Raw genomic sequence first — 19,898 nt, 5'->3', positions numbered from 1 at the left:
GCGTTAATCATAATTATCGGGAATAGATTTATGCAAAAGAATAACTCACTGACCATCGCTATCCGCAACGCGTTGGTTTGTGCTTTAGCACCTACAGCAGTGGTTGCATTCACAGCACAAGCTCAAGAAGACGTCGTACAAGATGACGTGATTGCCATGGAGACCATAACGGTCACCGCGCAAGCACTTAAAGTAGAAACCCCTGCGGCAGAAACGCCTCGCAGCGTATCTATCATTCCTGAAGATGAACTTCGTGTTCGTGCACCGAAAAAACTAGATGAAGCATTACGCTACACGTCTGGTGTAACCGCTCAGCCTTATGGCGCAGACAACGACACTGATTGGTTCAAAGTTCGTGGATTTGATGCAGCGACTTACCTAAACGGCAACCGCCTATTCCGCGATGGTTACTACACATGGTTGGTCGAACCTTACGGCCTAGAAAGTGTAGAAGTCGTTAAAGGTCCATCGGCTATTCTGTTTGGTGAATCGGCACCAGGCGGTATCGTGAATGCTGTTCAGAAAAAACCAACGTTTACGCCTCAAGGCGAAGTAAAAGTCGAAGTTGGCAACAACCAACACCAATCCGTAGGTTTTGACATTGCTGACGAAGCAAACGACGCAGGCACTGTGCGCTATCGTTTGGTTGGCTTGATGACAAGCCAAGATGGTGAACTGGACGGCACAAACAACGAGCGTTTCTACCTAGCGCCAAGTGTCGAGTTCGACATTTCTGACCGTACAATGCTGACCGTTTTGGCAACTTACCTTCATGATGACGGTGTACCAACTAACCCATTCTTCCCGGCAGCAGGTACTCTGATTGGTTCTAACTTTGGCAAAATCGATCCTTCGACTAACCTTGGTCAGCCAAACTACGATAAATACGAACGCACGCAGTTTTCTCTAGGTTACTTACTAGAGCACGACATCAATGACACGTGGTCACTCTCGCAAAACCTCAACTACGGTTCGAATGAGTTGTACTTGCGCAGCTCTTACGCGTTCTCAAACAACGATCCAGCGAAAGAAGAATTAACGCAAGGCATCGTATTCCGTGACGGAAAAAACCAGAGCATCACGTTCGATAACAATGCTGTCGGCAACTGGATGACAGACAACGCAGAGCACACAGTGCTTATCGGTATGGATCTGCAATTCCACAAAACCGATGGCGACGAGCAAGACAACTATGCATTTGGCACTATAAACCCGTGGAACCCAGTTTACGGCAACTTCACCCCTCTTGATCCTGCCAACAACGTGAAACGTGAGATTGAGAAATCTCAAGCAAGTCTCTATTCACAATACCAATTGAAACTGCATGAACAGTGGATTGGTAACATCGGTGCTCGTTACGACTGGGTGAAAACAGAAAACTCTGGCAAAGGCGCTACCGTTGATCAAAGTGAATCTCGTGATGATGGTCAGCTCTCTCTAAGTGCGGGTGTGATGTACCTTGCAAACAATGGCCTGTCACCTTACGCAAACTACTCTCAGTCGTTTGAAGTGATCAGCACTATTGATGCGGCAACCAATGAACTTTACAAACCGCTGGAAGGCGAGCAAGTAGAAGTGGGTGTGAAGTATGAGCCAAGCTTTATGGATGGCTTTATCAACCTTGCATGGTTCGACATCACGCAAAAGAACGCGTTGGTCACTAACCCATCAACATGGATTGCGACACAAACAGGTGAAGTGACATCTCAAGGTATTGAGCTTGAAAGCACGGCGCAGCTAACCGACGATCTAAAACTGATGGCAAGCTACACCTACACTAAAGCGAAAACAGATGAGAGCTTTGGCCAAGGTAAAAAACAAGCCGCACTTATTCCTGAGCACCAAGCTTCTGCATGGGTAGACTACAGCGCCTACAGCCTGATTCCAGGCCTCAATATCGGTACTGGTGTGCGCTACGTAGGTGAGTCAAAAGATAACCCTAAGAGCTCGAACCTAACGGTTCCTTCAGTCACTCTTTGGGATGCGTCAGTCACTTACGACATCACTTCACAGTGGCAAGCACAGCTAAACGTGAACAACATCCTAGATAAAGAGTTTGTTTCAGGTTGCGATTACTGGTGTTACTACGGCCAGTCTCGCTCTGTTATGCTAAACGCAAACTACCGCTGGTAATTGTACTTCTACTCCCCTCTATTGAGGGGAGTTTTCTCCTAAGAGCCATCCATGTTTCAACTGTCTAATATTGAGATCGTGCGAGGTGGACGTCAGATCCTCGGCATCGAACAACTTAACATCCCAACAAATGAGCTAACGGTCGTTTTAGGCCATAACGGTTCAGGTAAGTCGACACTGGTGAACCTGCTTTCTGGTCAAATGCCACCAGATAAAGGCACGGTAACACTAAACGATACTTCCCTTTCATCACTCAAAACCAAAGAGTTGGCAAAACAGATCGCCTATTTGCCACAAAAGCTGCCCTCTTCGGCTGGTTTAACGGTAGAAGAGCTAGTGCGCTTAGGTCGCTTTCCGTGGCGTGGGGCACTTGGTCGTTGGAAAACCGAAGACAAACAGATCATCACGCAGGCTATGGAACGAACAGGAGTTACACCTTTTGCTCAAGCTTTGGCGGATGACTTATCGGGCGGCGAACGCCAACGTGCTTGGGTGTCTATGCTACTGGCTCAACAATCGCCAATTTTAATTCTCGATGAGCCAACCTCGGCGCTCGATGTTCACCATCAGTTTCAACTAATGGCGCTGCTGGCAGAACTGAATCGAACCGAGAATGTAGGCATTATCGTGATCCTGCACGATCTGAACTTAGCACTGCGCTACGCCACCCACATTGTTGCGCTCAAAAAAGGTAAGATTGCCTTTGAAGGCAACGCCGACATGTTGTTAGACGAGGCACGCCTTTCTAAACTATATGAGTCACCAATTAAGCTGATTGAGCACCCAAGCCCGGCTAACACATTAGCGAGCCAAAAGGTGGCTGTTGTATGCGCATAATGGCTCGTTTACTTACCGTGGTTACACAATCTGCTTTTCTCCTCGCATTTTTTATGACCAATGCACATGCAGTCATCACCGTTACCGATGAATATGGTGAGCATAGTTTTGAGCACGCGCCACAACGCGTTGTAGCCTTAAACTGGGACATCTTAGAACAAGTTTTGGCGCTAAACGTAGAACCAATCGCAGCCCCAAATTTACCAGGCTACCGCCAATGGGTCGTCAATCCAACTGCACCAGAATCAATTGAAGATATTGGAACCCGAGCAGAGCCCAACTTAGAAAAAATAGCCAGTTTGAAACCAGATGTCATCCTTGCTGCGTCTCCACAGCAAGACTTGATTCCGTTACTCAAACAAATTGCTCCGGTAATCTATTTACCTAATTTTTCTGAAAATGAGGCCGCAGCTGAAACGGCCATTCGTCACTTTCGTACGCTCAGCAAGCTATTCAATAAAGAGGCACTTGCTGAACAGAAACTGGCAGAATTAGATGCTTCATTTGCGCAGATGCGCCAGCGAATTCGCCACTATTACTCTGCTCCACTCAGCGTTCTTGTGATGCGATTTTCAACCCCGAATACTGTATTACTTGCAACCGAAAACTCCACCACTGACTACGTGGTTAGAAAACTGGGATTACAGGCTCCAATTAAAGAGGACCCACGTGCGTGGGGAGTAAAGCAAGATCGAATCAATCGGCTTCAGGGCCTCAAAAACAGCTACGTTCTCTACGTACAGCCTTTCCCAGAAGAACGAAAACTGAAAGAGTCGCCACTTTGGCAAGCGATGCCGTTTGTAAAGAAGCAGCGGGTAAATTCAGTCAGAGCAGTGTGGGCGTATGGCGGTGCCATGTCTTTGCAATACACCGCTGAAGCGATTACCGACAGTCTAATAGAGTTGGCACCAGAACAATGAGAACGAAACATTATATTGGTTATCTGGCGCTGATTACGTTACTTAGCGTCTTTAGCCTACAAATTGATACTAATTTATCACTTTTCGAACAATGGCAATTATTAACAAAACCAGAGGTAGCAACCGAGTTTCGTGATGTATTCTTTACGCAAGCGCAGCTTCCTAGGTTAAGTATGACCCTGCTTGTTGGTGCCATGCTTGGTCTCACCGGCAGCTTAATGCAGCAATTAACGCAGAATAACCTCACCTCGCCGTTGACTCTTGGCACCTCTTCTGGTGCTTGGCTTGCATTAGTCGTGGTAAACATTTGGTTCGTCGATTGGGTAGCCGATTACTCTGCATTAGCCGCAATGGTGGGGGCTTTAGTGGCGTTTGGCCTGATCGTATCAATTGCAGGCGTGCGTAATATGACAGGTTTGCCGCTGGTCGTTTCGGGGATGGTGATCAATATCTTGCTTGGTTCTATCGCCACAGCCATTATTATTTTAAACGCCCAGTTCGCACAGAATATTTTTATGTGGGGAGCCGGAGACCTCTCTCAATACAGCTGGGATTGGTTTGAGTGGTTATTGCCTCGCTGCGCTATCGCAATCGTAATTTTGATCGTCGCACCACGTATTCTGACCTTAATGAAACTAGGACAAGAAGGCGCAGCAGCCCGAGGCTTAGCGGTATTACCCGCGTTTGGTGCGTTAATGGTGATGGGTATTTGGCTGGTATCTGCCTCAATCACCGCAGTTGGCATTATCAGCTTCATCGGGTTACTGACACCCAATATTGCCAGAGCGATGGGGGCAAGAACACCGCGCGACGAATTGATCAGCAGCATGCTTTTGGGCGCAATGCTACTAATCATCACAGACTCTGCCGCTATCTCGCTGAGCTTATGGTTAGAGGAAACCATTCCTAGCGGCGTAGCGGCTGCAGCTATTGGCGCTCCCGCTTTAATTTGGTTTACTCGTAAAAAGCTGACGGCAACCGATCAACTTAACCTTTCAATGAGCCAAGGAAAAACGGCGCTTTCTAAACGCGCGGTATGCAGCATTGCGCTATTCAGTCTGGTTGGGATTCTAGCTTACTCATTCGTTACCCATGGTATAAACGGAATTCAATGGTCTGTGCCAGGTGAGTTCCAATGGCAATTGCGTTGGCCGAGAATGTTAACCGCACTTTCTGTCGGTATTGCGCTATCCGTTGCCGGAATCATTTTGCAACGCATTGTTTATAACCCTCTGGCAAGTCCCGATATTCTCGGTGTGTCTTCCGGAGCCACGTTTGCCATTATTACGACAGGAGTCATCGCTGGGTCGCTTCTCTCCGCATTTAGCTGGGGTATCGCTTTTTTCGGAAGTATGTCCGTATTGATGTTATTGCTGATTATCGGTAAACGAAGCCATTTTAATCCATCTAACTTCGTGTTGTCCGGCATCGCACTAACGGCACTATTAGAAGCCCTCGTTCAATTTTCGCTAGCTCAAGGCTCAGGTGACAGTTACAAAATTTTATTGTGGCTAACTGGTTCTATTTATCGAGTCACAGCCGACACCGCACTGATGCTATGTTTGGCCATAATAGTTCTGCTTGCCGCTGTATTCTCGATTTCTCGTTGGCTAACACTAATTTCCATCGGGCGACAATTCTCAAATGCACGAGGGCTTAACCCTACCGTAGCCAATACGCTTATGCTCACCATCGTTGCTTTGTTATGCGCCTTTTCTACCGCTACAGTTGGTCCAATATCTTTTGTTGGCTTGGTCGCTCCCCATATGGCGATGATGTTAGGAGCAAGAAAAGTGAAAGAGCAACTGTGTGTCGGTGCCTTAATTGGCGCAACCCTAATGTTGTGGGCAGATTGGCTAGGACAAATCGCTATTTATCCAAGTCAGGTCGCAGCTGGCACGTTGGTCGCTATTATAGGCAGCACTTACTTCCTATTTTTAATGCTGAAGAGTAAATTCAGCTAAGTTGGGAATATTGTTACAGCCTAAAAATACGCTAAGAAAAACAAACCCCGCTATTTTGATAGCGGGGTTTGAAATGAAAGGCGAAGTACGATGCTCTATTCTTCTCGCACTACAGGAAAACGCTGCTCATAAAGTTCCATAAAGTCCTTACGAATTAAGTGCTCTAAGTGGTTCGCTTTATCGGTTGGGCAGAAAATCATCACGTGCAGAATTTGTTCACCATTAATGTTGCTAGAAATATGCATATGTGGCTCAGAACCAGGAAGGTCAACACCGGCATGTTTTTCAATCATCGCATTGTAACGATGTGCAACATCAGCAAAGTAACTGCAATGTTCTTCAATTTTATCAGTTAAAATCGGTAGCAGTGGATACAAATTGACGAAGTCTTTCACCACTACAGAAAAGTTGTGGTAAACGTACCGCTTCATGAAGTTGAGGTTCTTTACTGGATAGGTAAAGAACATACTATTAGGCAATGTCGCTGTTTTGCCGGTGTAATGATATTGCCCATGATGCAGGTCGATCTCTTGAATCACCGTCGCCATCATATTGTGCTCAATCACTTCACCGCATAACTTCCCGACCTCAATCCAGTCCCCAACGCGAAAAGAACGTGAACTTGCTCTTTGAATCGAACCCGTAAAACACAAAATGATTTCTTTGGATGCCACTACAATGGCAACGGCAATCGCCGTTACACTCAGAGCAAACTCGTTAATTTCTGATTGCCATAAAATAAATAAAATCAGTAATGTAACAGCAAAGGTGCCATTTTTAGTTCTGGACATCCAACTACGCTGATCTTCTGAGAGAAAAGCGTGATCACCACGAATCATCGATAAAATTGCACGACGAATTAACCACATAATCGCAAAGATCAGTGCGGTAAAAATCAATTTATGAGTGAGAAGAAAATCGACAACTAACTGCACTTTCTCCATTCCACGGCTCCCTCGAATAAAAATACGGCCCAGTAACAGCTAACGATAACAAATTATTTTGTCTGTTGTCCGTGCTCACTCAAGTCTTTTTGAAATTACTCCTCTCTAAAGGCGCGATTCATGCTTTCTGTAATTGGCTTTATTAGGTAGCTCAATGGCGTTCGTGGCTCAGATAAAATCAGCACTTCGGCATTCATGCCTGAGGTTAAACGATGTTTTGTCACGTCTTCCGGTGAAATTGCAATTCTAGCGAGATAAAAATCTTCTTGGTTTTCTTGCGAGAGCTTATCGGCAGAAATCGTCAGCACAGTACCGTCTAAAGGTGCCAACGTCCGTGCATTCAGAGCGGTCAGACGAACATGCGCTTGCTGGCCTGGATTCACTAAATCAATATCCTGAGGATTAACACGAGCCTCGACTAACAACTTATCGTCTTGCGGGACCAGTTCTAGTAACGTTTCACCCGAGCCAATCACACCTTTTTCGGTAAACACTTGCATGTTGACTACGCGACCAGAAATAGGTGCGTTGATCGTTGTTCTTGCGACAATATCTTGAGCGGAGCGATATTCTTCCCGAATTGCGACAATTTCCGTTTTGGTATTTCGTAGTTCCTCGACAATCTCATTCAGCCTTTCAAGCTTCAACTCTTCAATTTGCGCTAGGTTCTCATCTAACCTTTTTCTAACGGTGAGCGACTGCCTATCTAACTGGCTTAAGGTACTTCTCACCTCCGCTGCTAAGCGCTTGAGTTGAAGTAAAGTAGATTTTCCCGAGAAACCTTTTTGCACCAAGGCTTGGTTGCTGTCTATTTCTTCAGCAATAAAGTTGAGCCGTTCCGTCTCAATCACTTTGGTTTGCTGAAGGTTTTCAAGCTCTAAATTTGCTCCAGAAATACTCTGCTCAATGATACTCAGTTTACTATCAAAGAATCGCTTTCTCGCTTCAAAGATCTTGTTTTGAACCAGTTGTGCTTCTTGGACGATATCGACACGGGGAATGCTTTCAAGATCATCAGACCATACAATCGTTGGAAGCTCATCAAGCTCCGCACTTAAACGGTTTTCCTTTGCTAGAGTATGGATAAAACGACCACTTAACGAGTCCAACTTAGCCATAGCTTGACGCTTAGAAAGTTGAATTAATAACTGACCTTTTTCGACTAAATCCCCTTCCTGTACATATAGCTTTTCAATAATACCGCCTTCTAAATGCTGAATTTCTTGTCGCTTAGTGAGAACTGACAAATCACCATAAGCAATCGCTGCACTTTCTAATTTGGCTGTTGCAGCCCAGTAGCCAAGACCTCCAAGAAAAACACTTAAGGTCACCACACCGAGTAAAATTGGTTTTCGAAAGCTTAGTCTCGCTTTGGGGCTAAAACGATATACGATCTCGGTAGAACTCTGATTAACGGTTGGCAGTTGATTGCTCATTTCTTACCCTTGGGATATCTGTTCTTTCTTCGCCCATCAAACGTTTTAATACTTCATCTTTAGCGCCGTATAACTTGACTCGGCCGTCAGCCAAATACAACAGCCTATCCATTTGTCGCAACGTACTCGGATTGTGGGCAATGACGATAATCGTTGTACTCTGTGCTTTTAAATGGGCAATCAAACGTTGATAAGCAGCCTCTCCCTCACCATCGAGGTTGGCATTCGCTTCATCGAAAATCACAATAGATGGGTCGCCATAAACGGCTCTTGCAAGAGCGATTCTCTGCCTTTCCCCCCCAGATAAACCACGGCCATTTTCACCAATAATGCAATCATAGCCTTTGTTTTTCTTGAGTATTAATTCATGACATCCTGCTAGTTGCGCCGCCTTGATGACTTTAGCGGGGTCTTCTTCTTTAAAGCGTGCGATGTTCTCTCGAATTGTGCCAGGAAATAACTCCACCTCTTGAGCGAGATACCCAAAATGTACGCCGCGATCTTCAGATGCCCATACGGAAACTTCCATACCATCAAGAGTCACTTTACCCGCTAATGGCTTAACCGTACCTAATAACAGCCGAGCAAACGTCGATTTACCCGTACCAGAAGGGCCAATCACCCCAACAGCAACACCCGGAGGAATCGATAAGCTGAGCGATGAGAGCACTGGTTCGGTTGCTCCAGGATGGCGATAGGCCAGTCCGGTAAGCTCATAGTGTCCTTTTGGTTTAGGCAGTGGCATATCTGATTCATCTTGGCGCACGATCGCATCGATTTCTTTCAACCTTTTATAGGCGCCTTTAGCAGACATCGCACTTCGCCACGTGCCTATCGCCTGCTCCATCGGCGATAATGCCCGACTCATTAATATGGAGCTCGCGATCATCGCCCCTGCCGTTATCTCATGTTGGATTACTAACCATGCACCACCTCCCAGTAAAAATATCTGTAGTGATCCACGCACAAACTTAGAAAAGTTAGCCATGTAGATAGACTTACCTGCAACTCGCTCTTCAAGCACATTCACTTCACTCACGCGCGACTGCCACTTCTCTAAAAATGCATTCATCATCCCCATTGCGAGAATTGAATTGGAGTTTTGCGTGGCTAATTCAGCGTTGTTGATATGAGAAATCGCTCTGACTTCGCTCTCTTGCATTGTTTTACGCGTCATTAGCTCATTAAGTAGACCTAGGCTAAACAATACGATAGATCCAAGTAACGCGATGTGACCTAATATCGGGTGCAATAAATACACAAATAAAATAAACAGCGGTGTCCAGGGCGCATCCAACAGTGGGTAAGGTGCTTGACTGCTCAAAAAGCTTTTGATGTTCTGAATGTCTCTCAGAGTTTGCGAGGTATAACTCTTCCCGGTATGTGATTGATATTGAATCGTGCGCTTGAGCATGAAAGCGGAGAGTTTTGTGTCCATCCAATAACCAAAAGATTTACTCATTTGTGCTCGTGCAATGTCGATGATGGACATGGTTAACAACGCGACAATTACGATGACAGTGAGCAAGAATAAAGTATCGGTTGAGTAGGAAGATATCACTCGGTTGTACACTTGAAGCATGTACAACGGAATCGAGAGAACCAATAAGTTGATAAAAAGGCTAAAAACGATCAGCAAGCCCGCAAGCGTGCATAGTTTTTGTTTCACTTCTTTGAAAACCGTTTTTTGCACGACTACTTCCGTTTAACGTGAAAATTGTAGGCGCCAGAAATACTAGCGCCTAGCTTAAGGTAACCTCAAATCGCTCTAGAGTGTCCGATTAGTTCACCTCAGCATGGCAGAGCCACGCAAACTAATTCCCATCCAGAGTTATTTTCAGTCGTTTAGATTACGAACAGATCAGCACCATAGGTGTTGATGTCAGTTTCAGTCACGCCAATAAGTTTCACTGTTAGATCAGCCCCATCGGTAAACACTGCATTCCCAACTGCATCGTAGCTAAAGCTTAAATCACCAAAGTCTGTGACAGAGTCGCTAATGATGTGCAAAGAGTCTTCACCAATGGTGAAATCAACAACTTTGGCTTCGCCATGGCCACCAAACTTATCCGTGAACACAAACTTATCGCCATTGCTGCCGCCAACTAAAACGTTGTCACCAGAACCAGCAACAAGAATATCTTCACCGACACCACCATTTAATTTATTGTCGCCCAGCAAACCCAACAGCAAGTCATTACCGGTACCACCGCCGAGGTAGTCGTTTCCTGTACCAGCCCTAAGGATGTCATCTCCAGCACCACCAGTTAGGCGATCGTCGCCGTCGCCGCCGATCACATAATCATTACCGCCACCGCCAACAAACGAGTCATTACCACCAAAACCGATAAACAAATCATCGCCGCCATCGAAATCAGCAAATTGGTTATTTACACCTGCATCGCCTAAATACGTGTCATTGTCACTTGCGCTCATTTTTATTCCCTCTTAGCTTATTAATTGAATAGACCTTCTGTTCCACGTCTGACTAGATTCGTCACGACATGAGAAGTCTAATAGTCAACTGAATAGGAATAAGTTTGAATATGGGATGATATTTCAGACTGACATTTTAATAATAAATATAAAATTTAGTACTTTATAGAGTATTTTCTTTTTATTACAGCAAGTTAATACTAGTACTACAGGTTTCTCTTAGCCCAACTTGTAGCTTGCGTACGGTTCTTTACTTCTAACTTTCTAAAAATATTGTATAGATGTGATTTAATAGTATGCTCGCTGATAAATAAAGAATCAGCGATTTCCATATTTGAACCACCTTCTTTCAACATTTTTAAAACCTGAACTTCACGCCGAGTAAGCTCAACCTCAATAGCAGGTTCGATAATGCTATTTACTTCTCTGCCTCGATAATAATTTACTAGCTGATCAAGTAATCTTCGAGACAGCCAATTATCCCCTTTTATTATTGCTTTTAATCCCTGACAAACCTTGTCCATTGAATCTCCTGGACCAAATATACCTTTTACATGAGGCCAAGAAGCGAGTTCTTCTGTGTCTAAGTCATAACCTAGATTAAGCATTATGGTTCCTAGCACTTTATTACTATCTTTTAAATAAACTAAAGTTTCGGAAGGAATCTCAACTGAAAAATCAACAAGCAAAAAGTAGCGTTCCGGAATGAGTTCATGATAACTAGGGTTTTTAGTATCAATGATCGTTATTTTAGTTTCTGTATTTTTAGAAAGCATTTCCTTAAAGTTTTCACTCTGTAAACTTTGTTGAGTGAGCATTAGGATTTCAGGCTTTTCCATATACTGTTCCATAATGTTTCTCATACTTTCAGTGACTTAACATTCTTAAATTAGTAGTTAATCGTCAGCACTTAGTTTGATATGTAAGTGCTAGTTCACAGAGTAAAGTTATTTGCTACTTTTTTAAATTCTAAAGTTATTAAAAAGAGAACCAAAAAAAGTGTTTCTCATAAAAGAAACACTTTTAACACATTCAGGTCACAGAAATTATTAAGAGTTTACTAAATTAGGCAACCTAATATTGCAATAGCATTACACCGTTAACGAGTTGTCTGAAATATTTTCCTTTGCCCAAATAAGTGCTTGAACTCTATTTTTCACATCAATCTTCTTGAAAATATTATGTAAATGCGTTTTTACCGTATTCTCGCTGACAAATAATTGTTCGGCGATTTGTTGATTGGACGCCCCCATGGAAAGAAAGGTAATTATTTGTTGCTCTCGTTTGGTCAGAATAGCGGAAACATTCTTATTTATAGGTTTGCAATGTCGACGAAGGTAAGTAATGTACTGCTGAGAAAACTTACGGCTGAACCACATATCTCCTTGAAGCACCTTACCAATACCAACTTGCAACGTTTTTATATCATCAGAGGTATAGAAAATACCGGCCAAAGTACGCCAAGCAAAGAGATCTTCTGTCGATATGGATTGCTCACAATTAATTAAGATTTCAAGCGTGTCTTTCTGCTTGGCCGCTTTAAACTCCGCATAACGGCGAAAAATTTCATCCGTGATCACGCTGCAATCAACAATAATGGCTGATGCAAGAGATTCATGTAACACTCCGTGAATCAGATTATCTGGCGTGATTAGAGCAACACTAATACCGAGTTTGGTCTCCAATACATCTTTCAACAGAGATGACTGTAGACTTCCCTCCGTGATTAAAATAACGTTTCTTTTTTTTTGCTGCTCCATCCTGATCGCATTCCCTTGGTCGTTTTTATTGAAATACGCAATAGATTTAGATAGAGCGGTAGTATTGTCAAGTATGAAAATCACTAGTACTAATTAATAACTCATTGAAGTGTCAATAATTTTTAAGTGGCAAGTATGTGAGAGGTATTAGCATTTTTCACACATTAAAAAAGGGAGTATAAACTCCCTTTTTGTGTTTGAGCAGGTGATTTAATCACGCACGTTAGAGGCAAAACACCACCTAACTTAGTGGATTGGAACTGCGTTTTTTTGGTTAAACTTACCAAAGTGTTGTTCTAACACTTCTGGCGTCAGCTTACCTTCCGCTTCCAGCTTTTTCAGCTCAGCGACGATCGCTTTTTGCTCTTCTAGCGACGGCAGTTTTACTTCTGGCTCCTGAGCGGTTTCTTGAGAAATTTGCTCTAGTTCTTTTTCGAAGTCATTCATAGTACTTACCTAAAATTAATGATTGAACTTTTAAACTTCGCCTATTCTATCCAACTCTATAACTTGAAGCTACCAACCATCTTGTCTAAACGAGAAGAGAGCGCTTGAAGATCGCGACTTGCATCCGCCAACTCTTCTGCTGTCGCGGTTGTCATTTCATTTATCGCGTTGATTTCTTCGATATTTTGATTAATGGTATGCACCACCGTGGATTGCTCTTCCGTCGCCGTTGCAACTTGTGTATTACGATCAGAGATGTCGGTGATTCGTTCAGAAATACTGATTAATACCTCGACTGCTTCATCGGTAGAAGTAACCCCTTCTATGGTGACCGCTTTGCCCGCTTCCATAGCACTTACCGCGTCTTGTGCGTCACTTTGAAGCTGATTGATCATGCGCTGAATCTCTTCTGTAGAATCAGCCGTGCGTGAAGCTAGGTTTCTTACCTCATCAGCAACAACCGCAAAACCACGTCCCTGCTCACCAGCACGAGCAGCCTCAATTGCAGCGTTTAGCGCAAGTAAATTCGTTTGCTCAGAGATGTCACGAATTACACCCAGAATCGAGCCAATATCTTTGGTTGTCGACGCCAACTGCGTAACAACAATATTGGTTGTTTCAACATCATCGGCTAGGCGGCTGATCACCTCTTTTGCTTTCATCACAACTTCTCGACCAGTTTGAGTGTTATCTGAAGCCTGATTTGCCGTATCAGCAGCGGTAGCAGCGTTCGATGCAATTTCACTGATGGTCGCACCCATTTGGTTGATAGCTGCAACTACTTGAATGGTTTGATCACGCTGCTCTTGGCTGTTGTCGTGTGTGGATGTTGCTTTCGTTGACACACTTTCTGCCGCTTGACTTAATGAGCCACTGGTTAAAGCAACCTCTTTCATCGTGGCATGAATCTTCTCAATAAATCCATTAAAGCCTTTTGAAAGCTGAGCAATTTCATCATTACCCTTAATTTCAATACGCTGCGCCAAATCGCCTTCACCTTGCCCAAGGTCGGTAAAACGATCGGCAATCAGCCGGATTGGTTTCGTAATACTGTTTGCTAACCATACGCCCATGAGGATGAATACAACGGCAACAATGATGGTCGTAAACAGCATTTTTTTAGCTGTCGCATTCAGGTCTGCGAATACTTCATCAACGGGAACCACGCCAATAACAAACCAGTTCATTGAAGGAACATACAAACTAGAAACAAAAGTATCCTGCCCTTCAAACTCCACATTAATTAGGTTGAAGCTATTTTTGTTCAACAGCGCACTTGCGTCACTACCAAATAGTTTAGTGATAGAAGTTTGGTTCTTACCTTGTTGGCGGTGTATTTGAATCTGGCCTTGTTCATTAGTGAGGAACACGTAACCCGTATCTTCAATTTTAAACCCATTGAGCAAAGTAACCATGTCTCCCATAGATTTAGAGAGACCTGACATTGATGTACCATTAAGATCTTGGAAATTGGCAAACATTTTCACTTCGCCATTTGCCTCTTGGAACACACTCACGGACGTTTCTTGACCAGACGACGTAAATCCAAAGAACCAAGCATCTTGCGTTCGGTTAAGTTGACGTAAGAATCCGTTTTGATTCCAGTAATATGCCGTTTGACGATTCGCTACCGACGCATCATTAAGACCATACTGTGATTTAACGTTATTGAGCTGCTGAACCAACTGAACTTCTACTGACGGATCACGGTCTGTATTAGATAGGGCTTCAACAATAAATTCGTTTGTAGCCAGCTGTTTTGCCGCTTGTTGCATTTCGACAACTTCGCGGTCAATTTCGGTATTGATTTGCTGCAACATCGCAGGTAGCTCGATGTCAATAAGACGATGGCTCAATACATCTCTCGCATGACGCTGAGCCATAACACCAACAATGATTGTTGATGCTAGAACAGCAAACGTAATGCCAAGTACAACCTTCTGTTTGATGCTCAAGGAATGAAGTTTCAACATATTCGGACCTTTTAAAAGAATCACTTGTTATTGGCCCCACAAGGGGAATCAGGTGCATATCTCATGACACGCACACCACGGAATCTTTATCGGCTCATATGTACAAAACTAGAGGCATTTCTCATTATATTATGAAAAATAAATGTAACACACTGTCAAATAAGCACTTTCAGAGATAGCACGTACTTGCAATTCTCTGTAGAGTCCCAATATTGAAAAGATAAATTGCAATAGAGCGTTGGAACTTTTTTCACATGGAAAATGACCAATACTCAACACGAAAATCACATGGATACCGAGAGTCCAAAGCATGCATAAATCTAACTTCGAAACTCTTCAGCAATACTTAGAGTCGCAGATCATCGGACAGCAAGATCTGGTAAAGCAACTGCTTGTTGCGCTTCTTGCGGATGGGCATATTTTAGTTGAAGGCCCTCCTGGGTTAGCAAAAACCCGTGCAGTAAAATCACTCTCAGACTGTGTTGAAGGCGACTTCCACCGCATTCAGTTCACCCCTGATTTGCTGCCAGCCGATTTAACCGGCACCGATATCTTCCGTCCCGAAACCGGAGAATTCACTTTCCAATCAGGTCCTATCTTCAACTCGCTTATTCTTGCGGATGAGATAAACCGTGCGCCAGCCAAAGTACAAGCGGCAATGCTTGAAGCAATGGCAGAGAAACAAGTCACAGCAGGTCGTCATACCTACCCGCTGCCAGAGTTGTTTTTGGTTATGGCAACTCAAAACCCGATAGAGCAAGAAGGGACCTACCCCCTTCCTGAAGCGCAGCTAGACCGCTTTTTATTGCATTTAGAAGTGGAATACCCAGATGCGGAGCATGAGCTATCTATCTTGCGTATTAACCGCGGAGAAGCAAAAGGCGAAGCAAAGGTTGAACGCCCAATGTTAAGCCAACAAGATATATTCACCGCACGTAAAGAAGTGTTGGATATTCATATGGCGGAAACGATAGAGCAGTACATCGTCCGTTTAGTTATGGCGACACGTCAAGCCAACGAATATGACACTGAGTTGGACAAGTGGTTGTCAATGGGTGTGAGTCCGCGTGCCACCATCGCTCTTGATCGCTGTGCACGTGCGCACGCTTGGCTTGCTGGTCGTGATTTTGTCTCTCCGGAAGATGTTCAAACCATGGCTTATCCGGTACTGCGCCACCGTTTATTGTTGAGTTACCACGCTCAAGCGGAAGGTATTACGGCAAACCAGGTCATCGATAAACTGCTAAACCTTGTTGGCAGTGCATAAACAGGTGAGTGATATGTCCGCTACACATTCATTACCACCTCATGCGAATGGGGTGACATTAACCCTTGAAGAGCTGCTCCAATATCGCACTCAATCTGTACGTTGGTTACCACCAGCACAGAGTCTCTGGTCGCAGATGAGTGGTAACCATACCAGTCGCCAAAAAGGGCGAGGTATGGATTTTATGGAGGTGCGCCAATATCAACCTGGCGACGATATTCGCAGCATTGATTGGCGAGTCACCGCTAGGACCGGTAAAGCACATACAAAGTTGTTTGCAGAAGATAAAGAGCAAGCGGTCATTCTTTATCTTGATCTAAGTTCTAGTCTACATTTTGGATCTAAGTATGTTCTCAAATCCGTTCAATTGGCCCACTTTGCCAGTGTTCTAATTTGGCTAACTCTAGCTAAAAAAGATCGCATCGGCGCAGTGATTGATGACGGACATCAATGTCTTGAATTTCGCCCCTCTTCTTTACAAAGACAAGGGCTGCGGATTCTTAACGCCATAGTCGACATACATAATGCGCAAGTAACTCGTACTGCAAGCAACGACACTCGTACACTGCCTTATACACAAGTATTGGAGACACTTCATACGCTCACCCCAAAAGGCAGCGAATTGATTATGCTCAGTGACTTTGCCCACGTAACACCAACGGAACTGGCACAACTACGTCGACTCAAACAACACAATAGCGTAAGGGCCGTTCAGTTTTATGATCCGTTAGAAAGAGGCGAAACAGACTTTAGAGGTCAAGTGAAAGCTTCGGATGGGCTGCATAGTCAATGGTTTAACTTTGGCTCTAAAGGACAACGAAGAGAACTCGAAAGCCACTTTACCCAACATCAAGAAACCATTAAGCAGCAGTGCCATTCGATAGCAATTCCATTTAACACGCTATCAAGTGGCTGGCCCTTAATTTCACAATTAAGCTAACAAACTGACAAGCAGTATTTATTAAGCAGTAATAATAATGACAACAAACAACCAAAGCCTAGACCTTGAACCTTTGATTTTGCCAAACGCACCGGATTGGTTTCCGCTCGCTTGGGGATGGTGGGTGGTGCTTGCAGCCACCTTGCTCTTCGTTTTCGGCATTTGTCTTTATGTGAGATGGCGTAAAAAACACTTACGCGCAAAAAAGACAGCATTAACACTTTTAACTCAACCTACCGCGCCTCATACCCCCTCTTCTGCTCTGGAAATATTGCGCCAGGCAGCATTGAGTTACTTTCCGCGTGAAGAGATCGCACCATTAACCGGAATCGCTTGGTATGAATTTCTCGATAGCCATACCAAAGAGAGTCGATTCGTAGACAAACAACATCAGTGGCAAGAAGCGTTGTATCAGAATTCCTCCCAAGGGCATCATCAAAGCTTGGTAGACGATTGTGTCTTTTGGATAACCTACGCTTTGCCACCAAAGAAAAAGGCAAATAACCGTGACTGAGCAAACACTCATAACCGATCTTGCCCAATGGCTAAACATTGAATTTGTCTGGTGGTGGGCACTGTTTTTGTTGCCCATCCCCTGGCTGGTATACAAGTTCCTGCCACAAGAATCTCAACAAGCCGAGATCAAATTGGCGTACTTACCAACCAATGAGAATCGCAGCAAGCCTAAGCAAGCGCTGCAAAAAGCGCTTTCAATCGCGATCTGGGGCTTTCTTGTCGTCGCTTGTGCACGTCCAGTTTGGTTTGGTGATCCCGTTGAATTCCAACCCAAATATCGGGACTTGATGTTAGTCGTCGATCTGTCCGGTTCGATGCAGCAGGAAGACATGGAACTCAACGGCGAATATATCGATCGCCTCACAGCAGTCAAACAAGTTCTGTCTGATTTCGTAGCAAAGAGAAAAGGTGACCGTCTCGGAGTTGTTTTGTTTGGCGACCATGCTTATTTGCAAACACCACTCACTGCAGACCGCAAAAGCGTCATGCAACAGATTAATCAAACCGTCATCGGCTTGGTTGGTCAACGAACCGCCATTGGTGATGGTATTGGGTTAGGCACAAAAACCTTTGTAGACAGTGATGCTCCGCAACGAGTCATGATTTTGCTCAGTGACGGCAGCAATACTGCAGGGGTGCTCGAGCCGCTAGAAGCAGCGGAAATTGCGAAAAAATACAACGCCACTATTTACACCGTGGGCGTGGGCGCTGGTGAAATGATGGTGAAAGAGTTTTTCATGACTCGCAAAGTCAACACCGCAGCCGACTTAGATGAACAAACACTGACTAAAGTGGCAGAGGTGACAGGTGGACAATATTTTCGAGCGCGAGATACGGAAGAGCTCGAAAAGATTTATGACACCATCAACCAGCTAGAACCCGTATCTAGCGACACACAAACTTGGCGCCCACAGTCTGAATGGTTTCCATATCCATTAAGCGCTGCATTTGTATTATCGGTATTGTTATTCCTATTAAGGAGAAAACATGGCTGAGTTTATTTTCCTCAATCCTTATTGGCTTTTGGGGCTCATCGTGATCCCTATTGCACTCTTGCTTAATCACAAATTTAGAGCCCAAAAGTCCACACTGATTGCCCCTCACCTATCGCGGATGCTCGGACAAAACACGCAGTCTAAGCATTACTTCACTCTATGGGGTTTAGCTTGGGCAATAACTTGCATTTCATTAGCGGGGCCAAGCTGGCGGTCCAATGCTCGACCAAGCTTTGAGTTAAACCAAAACCGTATCTTGGTGCTTGATATGTCTCGCTCTATGTTTGCTACAGACATCAAACCCAATCGGCTAGCACAAACACGTTATAAGGCGCTCGATTTGCTGCCTAAATGGAAAGAGGGAGCCACTGGACTTATTGCTTACGCTGGCGATGCCTATAACTTAAGTCCACTGACAACTGATTCCAGCACGCTTGCGGGGATTATCGAAAATTTGTCACCAGAGCTGATGCCTTTTCAAGGAGCAAACCTGCCTGCCGCGATTGAACTGGCGATCAACCAGTTTTCTCAAGCCGGCACGCAACAAGGCGATATCATCGTGTTAGCGGATGATCTTGATACGTCAGAGCTGTCTCGCGCGTTAGATTTAGTCCAAGGTACAAAGTTTCGCATTTCTGTTCTTGCCGTCGGGACTCCTAACGGTGCGCCTATCGCGCTGCCCGATGGCTCTCTGCTAAAAACGGCACAAGGCACAACCGTCGTAGCGAAAACAAACCTGAAAAACCTACAGACGCTAGCGAATAAAACTGGCGGTCTATTTGTTCCTATTCAGCACACCAACCGTGATGTTGAAAATATCGCGGCCTTTACTAATAACATTGGTAGCCAGCTTTCTGCGACCCAAAGCGAAGAAGTTAAAACTGATTCTCGTCTCAACAGTGGCTTTTGGTTACTGCCGTTGTTACTTCTTCCTGCGGCTTTACTGTTTCGACGCGGCCTGATTTGGGTGGTAGTTGCGACTGCAGTCCCAGTAACGTGGACACCGCATGCAGAAGCTAATCCGTTCTTAAATGCCGACCAACAAGGAGCGGAACTATACAAGCAAGGTGAGTATGAACAGGCGCAAAACCTATTTACAAACCCAAGCTGGAAAGGAGCCGCCAGTTATCAAAAAGGTGACTACGAAGCCGCTATCGAAGCATTTTCTCATGATGCCTCCCTTAACGGCCGCTATAACCTCGCCAACTCGCTCGCTCAAAATGGTCAATTAGAAGATGCGGCTGATTTGTATAAAAAACTGCTAGAGGATAAGCCTAACTTTGAAGCCGCGAAGAAAAACCTATCGGTTGTAGAAGAAAAGCTAAAACAG

Annotated in this window: 17 protein-coding genes; 9 read left to right on the top strand and 8 right to left on the bottom strand. The window is 44.5% G+C overall.

Features of this window, described 5'->3' with window-relative positions:
* The first annotated feature begins 30 nt into the window (after positions 1 to 30).
* From R7093_RS07365 to fhuB, 4 genes are read left to right on the top strand one after another with little or no spacing between them, the layout of a single operon-like run.
* Positions 31 to 2,133, top strand: a complete 2,103-nt coding sequence (locus R7093_RS07365) for a TonB-dependent siderophore receptor (RefSeq protein WP_047103934.1) — start codon at positions 31 to 33, stop codon at positions 2,131 to 2,133.
* Positions 2,134 to 2,184: 51 nt separating this feature from the next.
* Positions 2,185 to 2,970, top strand: a complete 786-nt coding sequence (locus R7093_RS07360; protein WP_005383893.1) for an ABC transporter ATP-binding protein — start codon at positions 2,185 to 2,187, stop codon at positions 2,968 to 2,970.
* The gene (locus R7093_RS07355; RefSeq protein ID WP_052767716.1) at positions 2,961 to 3,890 is read left to right on the top strand and encodes an iron-siderophore ABC transporter substrate-binding protein; all 930 of its coding nucleotides are present in this window, start codon (positions 2,961 to 2,963) and stop codon (positions 3,888 to 3,890) included. The genes R7093_RS07360 and R7093_RS07355 overlap by 10 nt, the downstream gene beginning before the upstream one ends.
* Positions 3,887 to 5,854 (top strand): Fe(3+)-hydroxamate ABC transporter permease FhuB, encoded by a 1,968-nt coding sequence (gene fhuB / locus R7093_RS07350; protein WP_047103935.1) that lies wholly within the window; start codon positions 3,887 to 3,889, stop codon positions 5,852 to 5,854. The genes R7093_RS07355 and fhuB overlap by 4 nt, the downstream gene beginning before the upstream one ends.
* 95 nt (positions 5,855 to 5,949) lie before the next feature.
* On the opposite strand, the gene R7093_RS07345 is transcribed toward fhuB, so the two are convergent.
* From R7093_RS07345 to R7093_RS07310, 8 genes are all read right to left on the bottom strand, one after another.
* On the bottom strand, positions 5,950 to 6,798 hold the full coding sequence (locus R7093_RS07345; protein WP_005375171.1) for a mechanosensitive ion channel family protein: 849 nt from the start codon (positions 6,796 to 6,798) through the stop codon (positions 5,950 to 5,952).
* 95 nt (positions 6,799 to 6,893) lie between these two features.
* Complete coding sequence (locus R7093_RS07340; protein WP_005383906.1) at positions 6,894 to 8,234, bottom strand: HlyD family type I secretion periplasmic adaptor subunit; 1,341 nt, start codon at positions 8,232 to 8,234, stop codon at positions 6,894 to 6,896.
* Positions 8,209 to 9,927 (bottom strand): type I secretion system permease/ATPase, encoded by a 1,719-nt coding sequence (locus tag R7093_RS07335; protein WP_042521608.1) that lies wholly within the window; start codon positions 9,925 to 9,927, stop codon positions 8,209 to 8,211. The genes R7093_RS07340 and R7093_RS07335 overlap by 26 nt, the downstream gene beginning before the upstream one ends.
* A 152-nt stretch (positions 9,928 to 10,079) precedes the next feature.
* Complete coding sequence (locus R7093_RS07330; protein WP_005375168.1) at positions 10,080 to 10,670, bottom strand: calcium-binding protein; 591 nt, start codon at positions 10,668 to 10,670, stop codon at positions 10,080 to 10,082.
* A 206-nt stretch (positions 10,671 to 10,876) separates the two neighbouring features.
* Positions 10,877 to 11,533, bottom strand: a complete 657-nt coding sequence (locus R7093_RS07325; RefSeq protein WP_031777174.1) for a LuxR C-terminal-related transcriptional regulator — start codon at positions 11,531 to 11,533, stop codon at positions 10,877 to 10,879.
* Between the two features lie 228 nt (positions 11,534 to 11,761).
* Positions 11,762 to 12,430 (bottom strand): LuxR C-terminal-related transcriptional regulator, encoded by a 669-nt coding sequence (locus R7093_RS07320; RefSeq protein ID WP_021707603.1) that lies wholly within the window; start codon positions 12,428 to 12,430, stop codon positions 11,762 to 11,764.
* A gap of 246 nt (positions 12,431 to 12,676) precedes the next feature.
* On the bottom strand, positions 12,677 to 12,877 hold the full coding sequence (locus R7093_RS07315) for a restriction endonuclease subunit S (protein ID WP_005375165.1): 201 nt from the start codon (positions 12,875 to 12,877) through the stop codon (positions 12,677 to 12,679).
* A 56-nt stretch (positions 12,878 to 12,933) separates the two neighbouring features.
* On the bottom strand, positions 12,934 to 14,850 hold the full coding sequence (locus tag R7093_RS07310) for a methyl-accepting chemotaxis protein (RefSeq protein WP_025768546.1): 1,917 nt from the start codon (positions 14,848 to 14,850) through the stop codon (positions 12,934 to 12,936).
* A gap of 310 nt (positions 14,851 to 15,160) precedes the next feature.
* Here R7093_RS07310 and R7093_RS07305 point away from each other — a divergent pair, with 310 nt between their 5' ends.
* From R7093_RS07305 to R7093_RS07285, 5 genes are all read left to right on the top strand, one after another.
* Positions 15,161 to 16,117, top strand: a complete 957-nt coding sequence (locus R7093_RS07305; protein WP_025768547.1) for an AAA family ATPase — start codon at positions 15,161 to 15,163, stop codon at positions 16,115 to 16,117.
* A 13-nt stretch (positions 16,118 to 16,130) separates the two neighbouring features.
* Positions 16,131 to 17,057, top strand: a complete 927-nt coding sequence (locus R7093_RS07300) for a DUF58 domain-containing protein (RefSeq protein WP_025768548.1) — start codon at positions 16,131 to 16,133, stop codon at positions 17,055 to 17,057.
* Positions 17,058 to 17,094: 37 nt separating this feature from the next.
* The gene (locus R7093_RS07295) at positions 17,095 to 17,571 is read left to right on the top strand and encodes a DUF4381 domain-containing protein (protein ID WP_005375161.1); all 477 of its coding nucleotides are present in this window, start codon (positions 17,095 to 17,097) and stop codon (positions 17,569 to 17,571) included.
* Positions 17,564 to 18,568, top strand: coding sequence for a vWA domain-containing protein (locus R7093_RS07290; protein WP_005383916.1), 1,005 nt, complete (start codon positions 17,564 to 17,566; stop codon positions 18,566 to 18,568). Before R7093_RS07295 ends, R7093_RS07290 begins: the two co-directional genes overlap by 8 nt.
* Positions 18,561 to 19,898: VWA domain-containing protein (locus R7093_RS07285; protein ID WP_318146579.1), on the top strand; the 1,338-nt coding region annotated here is incomplete at its 3' end. The genes R7093_RS07290 and R7093_RS07285, both read left to right, overlap by 8 nt.

This window comes from Vibrio sp. 1580 (assembly GCF_033340055.1).
The sequence above is the reverse complement of the archived record's forward strand: the minus strand, read 5'-3'. Positions and strand labels throughout refer to the sequence as shown.

Excerpts from the sequence above, each read along its gene's own strand:
- R7093_RS07330 (WP_005375168.1), bottom strand. The coding sequence starts at position 10,670 with ATGAGCGCAAGTGACAATGACACGTATTTAGGCGATGCAGGTGTAAAT.
- R7093_RS07315 (WP_005375165.1), bottom strand. The coding sequence starts at position 12,877 with ATGAATGACTTCGAAAAAGAACTAGAGCAAATTTCTCAAGAAACCGCT.
- R7093_RS07365 (WP_047103934.1), top strand. The coding sequence starts at position 31 with ATGCAAAAGAATAACTCACTGACCATCGCTATCCGCAACGCGTTGGTT.
- R7093_RS07295 (WP_005375161.1), top strand. The coding sequence starts at position 17,095 with ATGACAACAAACAACCAAAGCCTAGACCTTGAACCTTTGATTTTGCCA.
- R7093_RS07300 (WP_025768548.1), top strand. The coding sequence starts at position 16,131 with ATGTCCGCTACACATTCATTACCACCTCATGCGAATGGGGTGACATTA.
- R7093_RS07325 (WP_031777174.1), bottom strand. The coding sequence starts at position 11,533 with ATGAGAAACATTATGGAACAGTATATGGAAAAGCCTGAAATCCTAATG.
- R7093_RS07355 (WP_052767716.1), top strand. The coding sequence starts at position 2,961 with ATGCGCATAATGGCTCGTTTACTTACCGTGGTTACACAATCTGCTTTT.
- R7093_RS07345 (WP_005375171.1), bottom strand. The coding sequence starts at position 6,798 with ATGGAGAAAGTGCAGTTAGTTGTCGATTTTCTTCTCACTCATAAATTG.
- R7093_RS07310 (WP_025768546.1), bottom strand. The coding sequence starts at position 14,850 with ATGTTGAAACTTCATTCCTTGAGCATCAAACAGAAGGTTGTACTTGGC.
- fhuB (WP_047103935.1), top strand. The coding sequence starts at position 3,887 with ATGAGAACGAAACATTATATTGGTTATCTGGCGCTGATTACGTTACTT.
- R7093_RS07305 (WP_025768547.1), top strand. The coding sequence starts at position 15,161 with ATGCATAAATCTAACTTCGAAACTCTTCAGCAATACTTAGAGTCGCAG.
- R7093_RS07340 (WP_005383906.1), bottom strand. The coding sequence starts at position 8,234 with ATGAGCAATCAACTGCCAACCGTTAATCAGAGTTCTACCGAGATCGTA.
- R7093_RS07320 (WP_021707603.1), bottom strand. The coding sequence starts at position 12,430 with ATGGAGCAGCAAAAAAAAAGAAACGTTATTTTAATCACGGAGGGAAGT.
- R7093_RS07360 (WP_005383893.1), top strand. The coding sequence starts at position 2,185 with ATGTTTCAACTGTCTAATATTGAGATCGTGCGAGGTGGACGTCAGATC.